13 protein-coding genes are annotated in these 17,783 nt (G+C 47.3%); 5 read left to right on the top strand and 8 right to left on the bottom strand.

The genetic code is table 11. The features are described 5' to 3' along the window. Positions 1–387: 387 nt before the first annotated feature. Both ACGHTT_RS14130 and ACGHTT_RS14125 read left to right on the top strand, forming a co-directional pair. Positions 388–2,952, top strand: coding sequence for an ExeM/NucH family extracellular endonuclease (locus ACGHTT_RS14130; protein WP_390591452.1), 2,565 nt, complete (start codon positions 388–390; stop codon positions 2,950–2,952). A 413-nt stretch (positions 2,953–3,365) separates the two neighbouring features. Beyond that, positions 3,366–4,748 (top strand): class II fumarate hydratase, encoded by a 1,383-nt coding sequence (locus ACGHTT_RS14125; RefSeq protein ID WP_390591451.1) that lies wholly within the window; start codon positions 3,366–3,368, stop codon positions 4,746–4,748. A 372-nt stretch (positions 4,749–5,120) separates the two neighbouring features. Here the strand turns inward: ACGHTT_RS14125 and ACGHTT_RS14120 are convergent, their stop codons facing one another. The 5 genes from ACGHTT_RS14120 to ACGHTT_RS14100 all read right to left on the bottom strand — a co-directional run bounded on the left by ACGHTT_RS14120 (position 5,121) and on the right by ACGHTT_RS14100 (position 9,296). Continuing rightward, positions 5,121–5,852: a YopT-type cysteine protease domain-containing protein gene (locus ACGHTT_RS14120; RefSeq protein WP_390591450.1), complete on the bottom strand. Its 732-nt coding sequence runs from the start codon at positions 5,850–5,852 to the stop codon at positions 5,121–5,123. Between the two features lie 228 nt (positions 5,853–6,080). Continuing rightward, positions 6,081–7,355, bottom strand: coding sequence for a hypothetical protein (locus ACGHTT_RS14115; RefSeq protein ID WP_390591448.1), 1,275 nt, complete (start codon positions 7,353–7,355; stop codon positions 6,081–6,083). Beyond that, positions 7,315–7,974, bottom strand: coding sequence for a leucine-rich repeat domain-containing protein (locus ACGHTT_RS14110; protein ID WP_390591446.1), 660 nt, complete (start codon positions 7,972–7,974; stop codon positions 7,315–7,317). Before ACGHTT_RS14110 ends, ACGHTT_RS14115 begins: the two co-directional genes overlap by 41 nt. 9 nt (positions 7,975–7,983) lie before the next feature. Continuing rightward, complete coding sequence (locus tag ACGHTT_RS14105) at positions 7,984–8,724, bottom strand: anti-sigma factor domain-containing protein (RefSeq protein WP_390591445.1); 741 nt, start codon at positions 8,722–8,724, stop codon at positions 7,984–7,986. Then, a complete protein-coding gene (locus ACGHTT_RS14100; RefSeq protein ID WP_390591443.1) occupies positions 8,721–9,296 on the bottom strand; it encodes an RNA polymerase sigma factor in 576 nt (191 codons plus the stop codon). Before ACGHTT_RS14100 ends, ACGHTT_RS14105 begins: the two co-directional genes overlap by 4 nt. A gap of 369 nt (positions 9,297–9,665) precedes the next feature. Here ACGHTT_RS14100 and ACGHTT_RS14095 point away from each other — a divergent pair, with 369 nt between their 5' ends. Next, positions 9,666–10,331, top strand: coding sequence for an START domain-containing protein (locus ACGHTT_RS14095; RefSeq protein ID WP_390591442.1), 666 nt, complete (start codon positions 9,666–9,668; stop codon positions 10,329–10,331). Between the two features lie 148 nt (positions 10,332–10,479). Here the strand turns inward: ACGHTT_RS14095 and ACGHTT_RS14090 are convergent, their stop codons facing one another. Then, a complete protein-coding gene (locus ACGHTT_RS14090; protein ID WP_390591441.1) occupies positions 10,480–11,061 on the bottom strand; it encodes a hypothetical protein in 582 nt (193 codons plus the stop codon). A gap of 176 nt (positions 11,062–11,237) precedes the next feature. Next, positions 11,238–12,119, bottom strand: coding sequence for a LysR family transcriptional regulator (locus tag ACGHTT_RS14085; protein ID WP_390591440.1), 882 nt, complete (start codon positions 12,117–12,119; stop codon positions 11,238–11,240). A gap of 142 nt (positions 12,120–12,261) precedes the next feature. On the opposite strand from ACGHTT_RS14085, the gene ACGHTT_RS14080 reads away from it, so the two are divergent. Beyond that, entirely contained in the window at positions 12,262–12,939 is a 678-nt protein-coding gene (locus ACGHTT_RS14080; protein ID WP_390591438.1) for a type 1 glutamine amidotransferase domain-containing protein, read from the top strand. 106 nt (positions 12,940–13,045) lie between these two features. Here ACGHTT_RS14080 and ACGHTT_RS14075 read toward each other — a convergent pair whose 3' ends face one another. Further along, a complete protein-coding gene (locus ACGHTT_RS14075) occupies positions 13,046–16,012 on the bottom strand; it encodes a TonB-dependent receptor (RefSeq protein ID WP_390591437.1) in 2,967 nt (988 codons plus the stop codon). Positions 16,013–16,682: 670 nt separating this feature from the next. Between ACGHTT_RS14075 and ACGHTT_RS14070 the strand changes: the two genes are divergently transcribed. Further along, positions 16,683–17,639: an esterase/lipase family protein gene (locus tag ACGHTT_RS14070; RefSeq protein WP_390591436.1), complete on the top strand. Its 957-nt coding sequence runs from the start codon at positions 16,683–16,685 to the stop codon at positions 17,637–17,639. Positions 17,640–17,783 lie beyond the last annotated feature (144 nt).

Here is a 17,783-nt window from a genome sequence, read left to right as displayed (position 1 = left end):
CGACGTCGTGGCCTGGCGCTAGGCTGCCGAAATCTCTGCATCTTATTAATTGCCAAGTAGGTCAAACGACTCGGTGGCGACCAACTCATCATGTTAGTCAAAATTTTTATGAATGTACTATTTTTAATAGGTCATGACTAACGCTACAATAAAATGGATTTAACTCTAATTTACGTTAATTTATCTCGCTTTAGCTTATGAAAGGAATGGCTTGTTAGACCCAGATTTTCGTGAATTTAATCTGCAACAAAAGCTTCTTATAAGCGTCATGTAAATGCTATTCGCTCGTCATTTTCTTTTGCTCAAATAGGCCCGTTAATCGTTTTATCACCTGTTTTGGCTTACCTTTAAGCCTGCCCACTTATAACGCGAATAAGGATATTGTTAATGAAAAATCATGGCATTCTTGCCACTGTGTTGGCGGCGCTATCGCTGCAGACGCAAGCTGATCTTGTTATTACCGGTGTGTTTGACGGCCCCTTGCCGGGCGGTTTGCCGAAAGGCTTTGAGTTGTACACCGATGCGTATATAGCGGACCTGAGTATCTATGGCGCGGGCTCGGCGAATAATGGCGGCGGTTCAGACGGACAAGAAATGACCTTTCCAGCTATTGAAGTGGGGGCAGGGAATTACTTGTATGTTACCAGTTATTCTTCGAGCTACGGTTCTGACGGATTTACCGACTATTTTGGTTTCACGCCTACTTACCTATTTAATGACTCTACCGCCAACATAAACGGTGATGATGCCATCGAAATTTTTAAAGACGGTCTAGTTATCGATCAGTTCGGCGACATTAATGTGGATGGCACTGGCACGGTTTGGGATCATCAAGACGGCTGGGCCTATCGTAACAATGGCAGTGCTGCCAATCATGGCGCGTTTGATGTTAACCAATGGCACTTTAGCGGGGCCGATGCATGGGATGGCGAGTTAGATAATACCGGCGCTGCCAGTGCCATGCCCATTGCCAGTTTTAGCGATATTGGTGATTCTGGTGATGGCAATGGTGACGGTGCTGACAATGGAGAAACACTCGAGATTGGCGCCTGTTCAGAGCCTGCCACGTTGATTAGTGGCGTGCAGGGTACTGCTGACTCAGTGACGAATGCCGGTGAGCAGGTGGTGGTTGAAGGTATCGTTACCGGGTTGCGTAGCAATGGTTTTTTCTTGCAGGAGGAGGCGGCCGATTATGATGGCAGCAGTGCCAGCTCAGAAGGCATTTTTATCTTTGGTAGTTTCGCCGGCCAAGTTAATAAGCAGCATATCGTTCGCGTACTGGGCGAGGCTGGTGAGTATTACGGCAATAGTCAGATCAAAGCGAGCAAGTTGCTTGATTGCGGTTTTACCAATGAAGGTGTTAGCGCGGTAGTTATTCCGATGCCTTACGAGGGCCTGATTAATCTAGAAAGTATTGAGGGTATGGTTGCGAGTGTTGCGAGTGCCACTGTATTCAGTTTAGATAATTTCACTAAGTACGGTGAGATGTTCGTGAGTGATGGCGTGAAATGGTCGCCCACGGACGTGGCGGTTCCTTTAAGCCTGGAATATCAACAGGCGGTTGCCAATGCCACGGCCAATATACTTGTTATCGAAGACGGTGTTGATATCAGTTATCCAGAAATTATAGATTTCTACTCGACACCAAGCTACGACGGTCTTAGCTATGCTAATGCGCCACGGGTGGGTGATGTCGTGTCCGCGACTGGTCCATTAAATTTTTCATTCGGGACTTACCGTATTAACCCGAGTAAAGAAGGCTTTGATATTACCTCTACCCGCAGGGAGGCGCCTGATATTCGCCATGGAAATTTATCCGTGGCGAGCTTTAATGTACTGAACTATTTCAATGGTAAAGTGCTTGACGACGGCAGTGTTACCTTTAGCTACCCAGAAAATCGCGGTGCAGGAACGGCTGAAGAATTTGCCTTGCAGGAAGCTCGGATTGTTAAGGCGCTGGCAGTATTAGATGCCGACGTAGTGGGTTTAGTTGAAATAGAAAATGACGGCTTCGGCAGGTCGAGTGCTATTCGCTCTTTGGTTACGGCGCTGAATCAGGAAATAGGCCGCTCAATTTATCGCTATGCCGTTACCTTTGATGACAATGCCACAGGTTCAGATGCGATCAGCAATGCCATCATCTATAAGCGCAATAAAGTCAAGGCATTGGGGGTGCTGGAAGGTATTGAGATGCCAAGGCAGGAGAGTAGTGACGGTGTGGTTGCCATGCGCAATAGTTTAGTGCAGCGCTTCATGCATCGAGATACGGGCGATACCTTTGCGGTTGTCGTTAATCATTTTAAATCGAAAGGTTCTCGCTGTTATGAGGATGACAATGCGGCGACTGATCTAAGCCAAGTTCAAGGTAGCTGTAACGCCCTGCGTGTGTCGGCGGCGGTGGCTTTGGGCGAGGCGTTGGAACACATGGCTTTGCCAGAAAAACGCTTAGTTATTGGTGATCTAAATAGCTACAGTCAAGAAGATCCTATTGCCGTGTTAACAGATTACTCGCCGGAGGCGCGTGGTTATACCATTAAGGGTGCAGTTAATACGCAAGCTGGCAATAGCGCTGCTGCGGATGTTATAAAAACCTATGGCTTGGTGTCGTTAAAAGATAAATACGATCCCCAAGGTTTTTCCTACTTCTTTTACGGAACCGACCAAGTGGGTTCGCTCGATCATGTTCTTGCATCAACGGCTGCGGCCGAACGTGTCGTCGATGTGGCGCATTGGAATATCAACGGTGTCGAACTCTATCAGCTGCAATACGATCAGGCGTTGAGCTATTACAACGGTGAAAATGGTAATCAGATTGACTTCACTGGCGTTGGCCAGTACCGCAGTTCAGATCATGATCCAGTGGTTGTGACCCTAGCCTTGGAAAAAAATCGATGCCGCCATCGTGGCCATTCTATGCATGATAAGCGTGGTCGTTGTCATACTAAACACTAACATAGGGCTTTTATAGGCTGTTGAAGGGGCTCGCTTGAGCCCTTTTTTTTGTAAAAATTGGCGTATTAAATGGAAATGGCTTTATGACATAACAGCACGCTTATAGGTCAATACTCTTTACTAACTAAATTTCGATAGAACACAACATGAGTTAAATGGCGTTCCGATTATTGAGTGCGGATAGGTTTAATACCAGTCGTTGTTTGAGCGGTGGGTATAGAAATAACTAACTTGTTGGCTCGCATAGGTGTTAACGCATTTATGCGAGCTTTCCTGGTACATTGTGATGCTTACTTTCTGGTGCATGCAAGTGGAGCCGCCCGATATAGCGGTAACGTCGGCTGTATAACTTTCCTAGGTTATAGTGTTAGCTGAAGATAAGATAGAAATAGGAATGTTCTAGGAGGTCTACAATGGGTGATTTCAAAGTGGAAAGCGACAGTCTAGGTAATATAGACGTGCCTGCGAGCGCCTTTTACGGCGCTCAAACACAGCGGGCGGTTAATAATTTTCCTATTAGTGGTTTGGAAATGCCAAGGCGTTTTATCCTGGCCTTGGCGAAAATAAAGCGTGCCGCAGCGCTTGCCAATAAGAAACTTGCGTTGTTAGAAGCCGCTACTGCCAGTGCAATTGTCCGCGCTTGTGATGTGCTTCTATCTGGCCAATACTCAGATCAGTTTCCCGTGGATGTGTTTCAAACAGGTTCAGGTACTAGCTCCAACATGAATATCAATGAGGTGATAGCAACCATAGCGAGCAGGGAATTAGGTAAAAAAGTTGACCCTAATGATGATGTTAATAGAGGGCAAAGTAGTAATGATGTGATCCCAACCGCCATTCATGTGAGTGCTGTTTTGGCCGTTGAGCAAGAATTACTGCCAGCGCTCGATATTTTATATCGAAGCTTGATAGACAAGGCAAAAACGCTGGAGAGTTATGTAAAAACGGGGCGCACCCATCTAATGGATGCCATGCCTATTCGATTCGACCAAGAGCTAAATGCTTGGGCGGGGCAAATACAGCAGAGTAAGCACCGGCTCCAAGCCATATTACCCGAGCTAAAATCTCTTGCTCAAGGTGGCACTGCTGTTGGCACCGGCATTAACACGCCTCCGGAGTTTTCGGCTGTGTTTGTTCAAGAGCTGAGTGATTTTTGCGGTATAGCATTTACCGTTAGCGAGAATTTCTTTGTCAGTATTAGTAGTCAAGATACGGCAGTGGCATTGTCGGGCCAACTAAAAACCTTAGCTGTAAGCTTAATGAAAATAGCTAATGACTTGCGTTGGATGAACTCGGGCCCGCTTTCCGGATTAGGTGAAATTCAATTAGAAGCTGTGCAGCCAGGTTCATCAATTATGCCTGGAAAAGTGAACCCCGTTATTCCCGAAGCGATTACCATGGTGGCGGCACAGGTTATGGGTAATGATACTACTATAACGGTAGCGGGGCAGTCGGGTAATTTTCAGTTAAATGCTATGTTGCCAGTGATTGCTTACAACCTGCTGCAAAGCATTGAATTATTGGCCAACAGCACGCGATTACTTGCGGATAAAGCCGTTAGCGGGTTTACCGTAAATAAAGATAATATTGAGCGAGCCTTGGCTAGAAATCCTATTTTGGTGACTGCGTTGAATCCGCTTATTGGTTATCAAAAGGCGGCTGCTATTGCTAAGAGAGCTTACGCATCGGGTCGCACGATTATTGATGTGGCAGAGGAGGAGACAGATCTTAGTCGCTCAGAACTTGAGCGACTTTTAAACCCTAGTGACCTAACGCAGGGTGGGGTGAAATCTTGAAAAAGGACTTTTTGATTTCTAAGAGCATTCATCTATAACGAAAGCTCAAAGGGAGCTGTCATTGAATCCTTTTTGCCAAGGTATTTGAAGCATCAAGCATTGGCACCGTAGACGATTATTCCGATGTAACATTTGCACAGTATGTAAGGCCCAACCGCTCGTGAATGAACTCACTACGGGTTCTGCTTTGTAGGTGGAATTACCGGTCAATAGATGCCTGGTGCGCCTTAATTCGCAGGCAGGAAGCGGGTCAGTTCACGGTTTACGTCTACAATTAAAGTACTCAGTACCATTAAACTTGACCCTTATATTCCTCTCGTGTTGCTACTCGTTTGACTAGGTTGACTGCCCATCTCGCGTTATTTTCGTTGATTACATGGCTTTACCGTAAGGCAAAAGGTAGAAGTTACGGAAGATATTTTTGTATTCTGATGTTGCCCAGTATTGTTTGAACCAGGTTCTGAAATTGACTTGATTGGGAAACCAGAATTCACCGAAATTGGGATCAAAAAAAGCGATATCCCCAGACCCTACAAAAGCTGACATAGCGTGCCCGACCGGTTGATTGTTGTGGGTGCCCTTGATAACGATCAGCACATAGGAACCACCTTTGGCATTTAGAAAGGATTCCTGTAATCGATGAGCCAGGCAATAGCCGTCTGAACCGGTGCCGATGAGTTGGTGCTGTGTGCCCATGAAGGCCTTTAATACCATCTGGCGACGTTTTACGCCATAGAACCCTAGATAGCGCTCGGTAACGTAATCTTGGTAGGTCATTCCCAAGGGATATTTTTTGCAGGTTGTGGGGTTGGCGTGTGGGCCACGTTGTACCCATCCGTCGATAAAGTTGTGCATTAACTGCACCACGGATGCCTTGTTGACCGTGCGTGTGCCGGGAAGATAGAGCCAGCTCCACAGACTGGAATCGTTGGCGTGCTGCACAATCCATTTAGCCGCTAGTGCCTGACAAATACCACCTGCGGTATAGGGGGTCATATTGATGATATTGCTTGTGGGTGCATAATTTTGTGAAAACGGAATATATGAACCTCCTTTTCCTAAACAACTTAGCTGTAATATATCCATTATTGTGTGCAAGCTCATTGGTCATTCCTTGTCGTATTAATAGGTGAGTGATGAGACGATTACTGCTCGCCTCTTGATCAACAATACGAACGGAGGAGGAGGAAAGTTGCAGGTAGGGATCGCTTTAACTGCTATGTGCACGCTAGAACAGAGTGATTTTCAGGTGGAGACTCAATTTGGCTAGGGTGAGTAGGTCTGGTGTTTTTCAGGTTGATTGATAGTGAAGCTTTAGCTGCGGGGGAAAATTTATAAGTTGTAAATGTACATTAAAAATATGCGCCGCTCATCGGCGTAATTGTCATCATCAGCGATAAAATCTGCATAGCGAAGTAATAAGGTACTGTCGCCACTAATATTCATGGATAGGTCGACATCAAATTCGCGGCCATAGCTGGTGCTATTATCGTCGGCCTTAAACTTATGGTAGCGGGTATCAATTTTCCAAGGGTTCTTGCGCCAGATATACTGCATAGAATAGTCGCGTAAGCCACCCTTTGGCGTGATTAAAAATTGATCCGACCAGCCATTAAAATCATGCAATGAGGCTAAGGGCGTGACGAAGCTGGTGCCATATTTCTCCCCCAGCGTTTCAATATTCAAACTGATTTCACTGGATTGATATCCAAAACCGGCGCCGATATTGTAATAGTGGATTAGGTTGCCTTTATTAGTTTCCGGCCGTTCTTGGAAAGCGTACTCGGCGTGAGCCAGTGAGCGTAGTTTATGCAGCCGACCTTTGAATTCGTATCGCAGGCCGAGAGCTTCATTAGATAGGGCCGATGCTTCTTCGATATCGATATTCAAGTAATAGGCTTGTAGGCGCGAATAGTCCCACTCTTTGAATTCAGCGAATAGTAGGTGTGTATTATGATTGTGATTACCAAGAAATTGCGCTGGCCTAAGCCCGTTGTTTTGCTCGAAGTTTGAATCTGAAGGGCTGAGGTACTTACCTGCTGCGTCGCCAGAAATTCTATTGGCATTTGCGACATAGCGGTAGCTAACATTGGATGCCGACGCAAAATCGACGTTAAACCCTGCCATATCCAGCGTTTGTTCATTTTGCCAAAAACTGTTTGTGCCGACAAAGCGCTCATTACCAAGGTTTACAGCTTCCCGGCCGATACTTAGTTGTAACCTATTGGAGGCTGAATAGCGCACGAGCGCTTGATTGAGGTCTATGCCTCCAACGTCTGGTATAACCGGTTTGCCATTGAAGTTTTCACCGTTACTAAACTCATCTTCCCAGCCCAAGGCGACAGTGTCGACTTCAAGCAGTGTGGAAAGGTCATCGCGCCAATGGCTCCTGACGTCCAGCCGTAACAATAGCGAAGCCGCCCGCGCATCTTCTTCACCTTCAACGTAGGCCACGCGTGGCCGGAACCCGAGCTCAAACTGATGCTTGTCTAAGTTGTATTCGAGCGATGTAGCCGGCTCAGACGCTAGCAGTGCTACCATCAACAACGGTAGCGCAATAAGGCTGCTACCAATCGTCGGCATTGCCGTCGTGAAGGAAGGTGACATTGTCTGCCTGATCCATTTGGTCATAAAGTTCATCGGGCATCGGATTTTCTCGACAGTCCATATATTGTAGTGCTGGCAGGTCATAAATATTTATTGTTTCTAGCTGATTATTGAAAATATAGATTTTTTTGAGCTTGGGCGTGTTGGCGTAGCTGAACTGGGTTAGCACATTATTATTGGCCTTTAAAACCTCGAGTTTGGGCAGGTTCGAAAGGCTTAATGTTGTTAGTTGGTTGGCAAATAGGTATAAATTTCCTAGCTCGTTTAAGGCTGAAATATCGATATTTGTTAAATTGTTGCGTGCTAGGTTAAGCGTTTTTAACTTTGGTAAACTTTCCAAGTCGATATCAATGTGTTCTAACTTATTATTGTATAGCGATATGGTTTCAAGATTCTTGAATTGTAGTAAACCTTCTAGTGATTTTACGCCTTGGCTGTGGCAGGAGATCTCCGTGAATTGAGCGGGTTGAGACCAGTTATTCGTTCTCGCCTGTTTGTTCAGGCACGCTTGTAAGGCTGTATCTGCTACCTGAATATTTGTGGCTTGGGAAATATTTGCCAGGCAGGAAAGACATAATGTTAAAAAGTAGCTTCGCCAGCTTGACGTTTTGATTCTCATAACGATGTCCTATGCTCGACCATCCTTGTTGGCGATCCGAATACAAACACCCTTTGCGATAATCTGCTGGCTAGGTTCATCAATTGGTGACCCGCCAATGTCTTCTCGCGTGATAATTAAGTGTGAAGAGTCTTTGATAAGACGCCAGGTTGCTTGATCCAGTTCTACTTCTTCAAGCTGTTCTGCGCTATCGAAAACCAATAAGGGGCGTATTTCACCATCCCGTCGCGATTGCGACCACAGTTGTAAACTATGACCCTTCGGGGCTTGCCAATGCTCCCACTTCAACCACAGCTTGCTGCCGTCCTGGGCAGTTAAGGCCGTTAGTATTGGCTCATTGGCTTCGTTCAACAGTACCGCTACATAATCGGCGTTTGGCGCCCCGCTAAGGCTTTGATGCTGTAGGGTATTGTTGACCAGTAACCCGCTCACTACGAGCAGCAAAGAAAAGGCTATGGCGGTTGCCATTTTCCACGCTAGCAGCTTTCCCCAGAAACCTTCGGGTTTGTATTGCGACGCACGTGACCGATTGTCTATAACGGCTTGTATATTTTTAAAGGTATCTGGTTTCGGCGCCAAGGGTGTGACGCTATCGGGTGCTGGCATCAGTGCCGCCTCCCAATAGCGAACTTCAATTGCTAGGGTTTCATCTGAGCGCAATTGCTGAATAAAAACGTCTCGCTCTTCGCCTCTTAAGGTACCTAGCACATACTCAAAAGCTAGCGCCTTTTTGTCGTTTGAATTACTCATTGGGTCTTACCCCCGTGCGTGCCTTCTAAGCACGCCTTTAGATTCGCAGCACCGCGCCGCAACCAAGATTTTACGGTGTTGATATTGGCACCCAGCGTTTCTGCTATTTCTTCTCGCGAATAGCCCTGAAGATAGGCGAGTTGTACACTGCGTCTAAAGTTTTCATTCATCACCTCGAAACACTTTTTTAATTCCTCATTTAAACGGAAGCGCTGGTGGATATCCTCTTGTGTGTCTGCGTCGGGTGTACTCAGCAGTATGTTGGCTTCTTCTTCTGCTGGCGGGCGATTCTGGTGGCGTCGCTCGAGCCTGATCTTGTCTATGGCTCGATAGCGAACAATGCTCGTCATCCACGTTAAAGGCTTGGCTTGACTTGGCGTGTAGCTTGCTGCGTTATCCCAAATCTGCACAAATGCTTCTTGCAGTACATCGTTGCTAGCATCGCTTGAGCCTAGCATGCGGTAGGCCACTGCATTCAGATAGGCCGCCGTTTTTTGGTATAACCGCGCTAATGCCTTTTGGTCACGTAGTGCGCAGCGAGCCAACAGACTCATCAATTCTTCGTTATCCAAAGGTGTGTCCTTACAAAACGATACGGTGTGGATCAGGAAAAAGTTGCAGCGTATTTTAAGTGTTGGATATTCTATAGGCAAACTTGATAACGCCAAAGTGTTAATCACCCGGTGATGCTGCGTTAAGATGAAGCATAAAGGGTGAGTACTAAGGCTTGGTGGTGAGACATAGGTGTAATGACCACCGCCGACGCAGTTATTGAGGAGCAAGCAGCGCAAAGGTGATTACGGGGTTAATGTGTGAATCTACTTGCAACTTATTTTAATGTCGCCCCGTATCTCTCTATGATGGCGCTTTCTAGGGCGGCACAGTTTGCGTCGTCGAATATTGGCAATTGACGTACAATTCATTATTTTAGGATTATTATCGTGACCACATCATCCATTCGAACACTGGTTGCTAGAATGTTCGGCCTGGCGTTTTTGGCTGTTGCGCTTAGCGCCTGTTCGACGGTAAGCAAGGATTGGCAATTACAAAAACAACAGGGCGCGTTGAAGTACTATACGCGTATGGGGCCTACAGATTCCCTGCCCGAATTCAGGGCGACCGTTGATGTCGATGCACCGGTCGATAAAGTGATGAATTTTATTATGGATTTCAGCCGACACGCTGAATGGGTACATGGTTGTGAGCTGAGTCGCATCCTTGCCATGGATGATTTTAGTACCGCCTATATTTACCAGGTCACCAAGCTTCCGGTGGTCAGTGGTCGCGATATGATTATGTTGGCGGAAATCGTACGAGATGAGCAGACCAAGCAAGTCGCGATAAATCTTTCCGCCGAGCCGAGCTATTGCGACAATAATCTTGATAGCCATTGTGCCCAAACCCGCAATACGCGCTATGTTCGCGTGAAACACGCCGCTGGTGCTTTTCTGCTGACACCCAAGGGGGCGCAAACACATATTGAATGGACCCAGTTTATCGACCCAGCCGGTGCTTTACCCGATTGGTTGGTTAGGCTAAATCTAGCTCAGGTACCGGTAAAGTCGCTGCGCAACTTGAAAGACATTCTGGAAGCTGATGGCGGATAAGCATTCGGTCGCTACCGCCAGTTTGCCTATCGAGTGCACGAACATTATCTCCATGTGCTGACTTAGGCGTTACCCCGAAAGTGTATTGAATGCCCATTGCAGGCAACTGAACTAAAATAGTCACCGCGCAATGAGTAGGTAGAGCGCGCTATTCCCAACCCCAAGGCGTGCTTGGTACTGCGATTGGTTTTGTTAAATCAAAGTCGACTTTAAACTCCCGGCCTTCGCGCACCATGCGGTAGGTAAATACTGTTGGGTAAATATACATCTGCCAAGTGTTGCCGTTTGATTGTGGAATACCTTCGCGCACAAAAAGCTCCTTGGTTTCTTGATCGGCGGGGAAGGATTGTACCTGCGCCCAGCCTGGTTCAAGGGTGTGGCCGCCGTATTGTGTGAGCCTATCTTCGCTGCCATCTTTATGGCGATGATCGTGCTTGAGCTGTAAGCCAGTTTCGGTTTTAGTGATTACCCACGTGCGCGAGGCATCATCGCCGACATGAAAAGGAATATGTAGCTTGTTGTTGTCACATTGGCGCAGGTGCATGACGAGTAATTTGTTATCAAAACCGCCACCTGGTGCGTTATCAACAGTCACTTTACCCGCAAAGGCTTTACCGCATAACTGTTTTAGATTATTGAAGAAGGCATCTTGGGCTGGGGCCGGCGCAGCGCTAACGAGTGCGTTGGCGCTAAGTAATGCTGCAAAGGTGAAAACAGGTGCAATATTCATTTTGATTTTCCTGCTGAAAAATGTTGGCGGTGGTGGTTTTCGGTTCACCAGCAATGCAATGCCGCCCAGTAATTTTTATTGTTGCGTTGTGCGGGCGTTTTAGCGCTCTGTGTTGTGAATCGACCTGCCATGGCCTGTCGTGAGTGGGTAAGCTGAGCCGTGCGTGAAGTTCGCAATTACTCTTGCCAATCGGCAAAGTACGCTAACAAATAATCAATGGCAAGCCTTGCTCGCAACGGCATAAAACGCCGATTTTGATACACAATCCAACTGCTTGCGCCCTTACTCCAAAAAGGTTCTAGCACAGGCGTTAACAAACCGTGTTCCAGCAACGCGTTAAAACTACTTTTGGGCATGTAGGCAATGCCTAAGCCTTGCTGGCAGGCCTGAACGACGGCATGGGCGTTATTACTGCGCCAGCGTCCGCTAACTTTAATACTCTGGCTGATGCCTTGGTGCTCAAATTGCCAGTGATCATTATTTGAAATTAAACAGCTGTGCACATTGAGTTGTGTGGGGTGTGTTGGTATGCCGTTATGTTGTAAATATGTTGGGCTGGCTACGGCCATCATGGAGCGGCTTGCCAACTTTCTCGCAATCAGTCCAGAATCGGCGAGTTTCCCGTAGCGGATCGCGAAGTCGAAATTGTCTTCAACGAAATTGACGATACGGCTATTAAAATCCATATCGATAGTCAGGTCGGGGTGGTCATGACCAAAGGCCATTAAGGCCGGCGCAACAAATTGTTCGGCAAATGGGCCGGCGCCGCTGACGCGCAAGGTGCCATTTAGCTGAAATTGCTGTTGGCTAATGTGTTCATTGGCTTGCTGCAAGCCCACGACTAGCTCTTTGCACTGTTGGTAGTAAGCAGCACCCGACTGGGTCAAGCTGACTAAGCGGGTTGTTCTGGCCAGCAAGGCGCTCCCTAGGCGCTGCTCAAGTCTTGATACCTGGCGGCTAACGTGGCTCGTGCTACAGCCTAATTGTTTGGCCGCGGCAGCAAATCCGTGGCATTCCGCCACGGCGACAAACTCGATAACACCATCAAAACTGTCCATTGCGGCTCCTATTGTTGCTAAATAGCAATAATGATTTGCCATTTTACGGTATTAACGTTCGATGTGTATTTAATTAACCTGCTTGCACGGTAATTAAACGACAGGGTGTGAGCATAAGCCTTGGTCAATTTTGGAGTGACGTATGAAGAAAATTCTTATCCCATTAACTAACCACGCAACACTTGGTGATACCGATGAGGCCAACGGTACCTATGCGCCTGAACTTACCCACGCGCTTGAGGTGCTCTTGGCGGCTGGGTTTGACTATGAGTTGGCTTCGATCAAGGGGGGTAAAACCCCTTTGTATGGCACCGACATGGCGGGTGATGAGGTAAACAGCCGGATCTTATCGGACGATGAATTTCAAAATCGCATTAACAACACCGTGCCTGTGTCTCACATAAACGTTGACGATTACGATGCAATTTTTTATCCCGGTGGTTTTGGCTTGCTGTCTGATTTAGCGACGAATGAAGCCTTTGCCGCATTGAGTGCGAAACACTATGAGGCTGGCGGTCTTTTAGCCGCTGTTTGTCATGGCCCTGCGGCATTGTTGCCGATTACCTTAAGTAACGGTGATAAATTATTGGCGAGTAAATCCGTGACCGGCTTTACCCGCGAAGAAGAAGTGGATTTCGGTACGATTGGTAAGATTCCATTTTTACTGGAAGAGTCTTTGGCTCGACAAGCCGCCCGATACAACAAGGTGCAGCCTTGGCATGCATTTGTAGTCGAGGATGAACGCGTGATCACTGGCCAAAATCCTGCCAGTGCTCACGGCGTTGGCGAAGCGATGGTAAAGCACTTAACTGCACGCTGAGCTGATTAGATGGAGATGCTGAATTTTTAATTGGCGTTAAAGCTCTAACGCAAAAAAAAGGCTGGGAATAAATTCCCAGCCTTTTTGGTAACGACTAAAAAATCAATTAGTACTTGTAGCTCATACCGATTGTCACGCGGCGATCCGTTAGGCCTTGGAAGCACAACAGCGAGCCTTCGTTGACGCACGATTGTTTAACTTCAGATTCAGTGATGTTAATCGCTTCGAGTCCGAGTGCTAAGTTATCCGTGACATCGTAGTTGATGCTAGCGTTTAGCTGGCCTCTAGCCTCTTGGACCACTGGGAAGCCCCAGGGGTAGCTGGAGGTGCTACCGAAATCCTCGGAACGATAAGCATCACGCCATGTATAACGAGCCCTGGCTGACAGACCGAATTTCTCGTAGTACATAGTGATGTTGTAGGAATCTTCCGACAGGTCAAGCAATTGCGCTTTTAACTGAACATCTGTGGCCCCAAGCAAACCAAATACAGTTTCGGCACGGCTTGTTGGGTAGAGGTATTCATTACCGCCTTCGAATTTCTGCTTGGTATAGTTAGCGGCAACACCGAATCCGGATGCCCAGCCAAGCTGATCTTCGAAGTTGGAAAGGTCATACTGGAACGCCAATTCCCAACCGCTTTGCGTGGTTTTTCCCGCACCGTTATTGGTTGTTGCGGCATCCACACAAATACCTGTGGCGGCAGAGTTAGAGCCAAATACGTTGTGTAGCGCAATGGGGTTCCAAACACCGCCCGCTTCACACGCAGGGCCGACAATATCGCGATACCCAGTCACTGGGTCTTGATAGGCGCTGTCGATCGAATCGACAAATAGGTTTTCACGGTCCTTGTTGAAGTAACCTAAGCTGACCACGGCGGCGGGTGCAAAGTACCACTCAACACCTATGTCCCATGACGTTACTTCTTCGGGCTCTAGATCTGGATTACCGATATCAACCGACGCATTAGGGCTGGTTTCATAGCTAGCTGAGGTTGATAGGTCATCAAAGTCTGGGCGACGAATGTCTTTGGACCAAGCGGCACGTAGGAGAACATCTTCGGTGACGCTCGCGGCCACGTTGATTCGTGGTAGTAAGAAGTCATAGTTGCTCTTGGTGGTGGCTTTTGTCACTACCTCGTTACCGCTGCCATCGGTGGTGATCGCATTACCGATTGAAGTCACGTCCGTTTGCAAATAACGCACACCGAAGTTACCGCGGAAAATACCCTCTTCAAAATTGGCTTGTAGATAGAGCGAATTGGTAGTTTCGTCAATATCAAAGAACGCATTTGAGGTGGATGTTGGCGAGCTAATTGGGTTTTGACCGGGGTTGTTCGCTTGAATGGCCGCGTTCAACGCAGCTAACACTGCTTGCGGATTATTCAGCGCCTTTTCTGGATCAATAATCAGGAAGTCGCGTACATATAGGGCTCTACCATCCGCGTCATTGAAATTATCCGGGCCAGCTGTCATAACGCTTGAGAACAAATCACCGGTTGGGCTATTGGCCAAGCCTGAAAGGCTGACGTTCGAGCCTCGGTCATCATTTAGGCTTGAACTCTTGCTGTAGCGATAGCCTGCATCAACCGATGTGATGAACGGAAGGGTGTCTGTTAGATCGTATGAGAAATCCGCAACAAATGCGTTTTCGCTGTTTTCAGTTTTGTCTTGCGACTGGCTGACCTGTTGCAAAGCATAGTTAGCGGGATCGAGCATTTGTGCCACGGTTGGCGCGTTGGCTTCATCGTAAGCAATGCCGAAGGCTAAAGAGCCGCCCGTTAGATCGTACTCAAACGGTGTGCCGTTATCGTTAGCCGAACCTATTGTTACATTGGGGTTCAAAAAATTCAGTGTAGTGGAAAAGTCTGGGCTGACCGTGTCAGATGATGACAAAGCTAGTTCAACTCGGCCAGAAAACCGATCTTTCTCCCAGTCTGTACCCAGCCTGAATATATTGGTTTTTGTTTTGCGCGAACCGGTGTCAGTTGAGGTGCGCAAGTTTGGATCTGAATCGTCGCTCTGAACCTGGATTACGCCCTTGGCTGCAGCTTGGATAGAACCGATGTGTTGGCCATCGAGAGAGCCAAAGTTGACGGTTTCAAATTCTGTGGGGATTGAGAAATTGCGTAAATCACTCACGCCCGATGCTTGCACACGAGTGCTTTCTTGCAAGCGCTCTTGCTCGTTGATCATGGCATCAAAATAGAACGTCAGGTTGTCATTAGGCGCCCACTCGAAAGAGCCAGAGACGTTTTTTGTTTCGTATTCGAAGTTATCGTAATCCTGAATAAGAAACTGAATGGGTAGGAAGTCAAAGGATTGGGCACTCGCTGCGCCGCTATTTGATGCTACAGAGTTATCGCGATCGGCACGGGGGCGGAAGGCGGTAACATCTGACTCAGCGTAGCTTCCGCTGATGACCACACCGAACTCGCCCGCGTCGGTTTGCCACATGTCGCCCCAAGTGCCGGATAGGCGCGGTGTCATACCGTCGGTTGATAAGCTACTTTCTTCGCCTTGTACTCGAACGGAAGCCAGCATCTCTTTTAATTCGAGCGGGCGTATGGTTTTTAGGTTGATAGTGCCGCCCACGGAACCTTCAATAGTTTTTGCTTCTGGGGCTTTGGTGACTTCAACAGAGGCGATCATAGACGCGGCAACATCATCGAAGCTGATGCCCGAGCGGCCCACGCCAGAACCAGCGGTTGAAATACCGTTAATTTCAGTGCGGTTATCATTAGTACCGCGAATTTGTACCCCGGTGCCCACACCTGCAGTACGCGTAATCTGGATGCCGGGCACATTCTCTAGCACTTCTGCCAAGTTTTGGTCCGGTAACTTACCGATATCTTCGGCCTGAATAACTTCGACCAGATTGTTCGCATCCCGCTTTTGGTCAAGCGCATTTGCGAGCGACGCACGAATACCGGTAACCACCACTTCTTCGAGTTGATCGATGCCGTCTTCCTGTGCCAGTAGCTGTGGCGCAAAAGCCAAAGTGGCAGCTGAAATTGCTAGGGTATTGATTGCTCTGATAGCCATCGCCAGATGACGTTTATTGTTATTTATCATTCTTGCATTCCTCTCCTTTGTTGTTGCCTCAAGTATGAATATCGGACTTGATGGTCATAGCGAGTAGACTCTTTTCAGACGATAGTGTCAACCAATCAATCTGATTTGGAAATCGTAATCTATCTGATCAATTTATGGTTTTTCTATGTAATTTAATGGCTTAGCGATGTTGTAGGTCGTTAAAATATATTGGCATGTAAATCCGACCTGCTTAGATGTTTTGGTCTGATCAATTTGTTTGGCTGAACTGGCTTGTATGCGGGCCTAGCCATGGAGGTGTTCAGTTGAATAATTGGTCAGATACCTTGCTCGGTCAGCGGCGATTGATGCAGATCTAGCGTAGTCTGCGAATAGCGTTGGCGTTTGCCCGAGGTTGAGCGTCGCAAGGGCACCGTACTAACTCAGTGTGATTCTAGCGTTCCTATTAGTGAGTAGCTTAAGCCCCTTGTGCTTTTCAAGCGCCGGCGCCTGTTGGTTTTCAACGCTAACGATGAATAAAGATTGGTTTAAGACTCTACCGATTTTACGTTTCTCTCATCCCCTCTCTTTAGGGATGCGTCGTTCTAGCCATTGCGCAGCACGCGGGAGCTTGTGTGTCTATCGTGCCGCGTTTGCTATAGAATTCGTCGAAATAACAAAGCTAATTGTATTCGGGCAGGGGATTGGATTGATGAGATGGTGCGTCTTTTTTTCGGTTGTGTTGTTGGTTGGGTGTTCGTCGTCTTCAAACTACGTTCCCGATGCTCAGCCGCTTGATAACTCGCGTCTTTCAGCGCCAGACAAGACCTTATCTATTGCGGGGCTCAGTGCATGCACCGATGCTGAAGATCAAGCGGTAAGCATCGATTCGCAATCACCGATCACGGTTTTAGTGCATGGCTGTAATGGTTCGGCCGGTCGATTTAGATCTCTTGCACAGCTCTATGCATTTCACGGCCAGCAGGCAATCTGTTTTAGTTACGACGATAGAAAGAGTTTGGTGTCCAACGCGGCACAGCTGGCTACCGCCGTTCATGAATTAACTCAGGTTATGAATAACAATAATATTTCCATTGTCGGTCATAGCATGGGTGGCCTTATTGCCCGTAAGGCATTGGAGGAGGCCTACACGAAACCCAGTTATGTAAACAATAAGACGTTGGAATTGGTTACGGTATCCGCACCGCTGTCGGGAATCGCAGTGGCTGGACAGTGTGGTATTGAACCCTTGCATTGGTTAAGTGTTGGTATTGTTCCCGGTATCTGCTGGTTGGTAACAGGTGATAATTGGTTTGAAATCACTGCGTCGTCAGATTTCATTCGATATCCCAAACCCTTAATGCCTGCGGTACAGCGTTACCTAAAAATAGTGACGAACGAAAAAGATACTTGCCGAAAAGTGGATGCCCAGGGCAAGTGTATCGAAAGTGACTATGTTTTTGATTTGGCAGAGCAGTATCATCCAAAAATTGATAGCGATGTGAATACCACGGGCGTTCAAGTTGATGCTGGGCATGTAGAAATAGTAGGGGATAAAAATCTAGTGCCCAGAAAATTACTGTCGATACTACAAGCTCACGGCGTGCTTTCCACGACACCGCTAGAGCGCACCGAGGCTTTTGAAAAATTACTTGCTGAGCTCTATTGACATAAATGCATTTTAACGACTTTTAACCTAAGTATGGCGTTAAGTTTTGGTTTTTCCGTTGGCCATTTGATTTATTGCGGTGCAAAACTGACCGGCGGAAAATTGTCAGGCTCGCGTATTTCGACTGGTTTCAATTATAAAAAT

It is taken from the genome of Simiduia litorea, assembly GCF_042853465.1.
In the GTDB taxonomy this organism is placed as follows: domain Bacteria; phylum Pseudomonadota; class Gammaproteobacteria; order Pseudomonadales; family Cellvibrionaceae; genus Simiduia; species Simiduia litorea.
The sequence above is the reverse complement of the archived record's forward strand: the minus strand, read 5'-3'. Positions and strand labels throughout refer to the sequence as shown.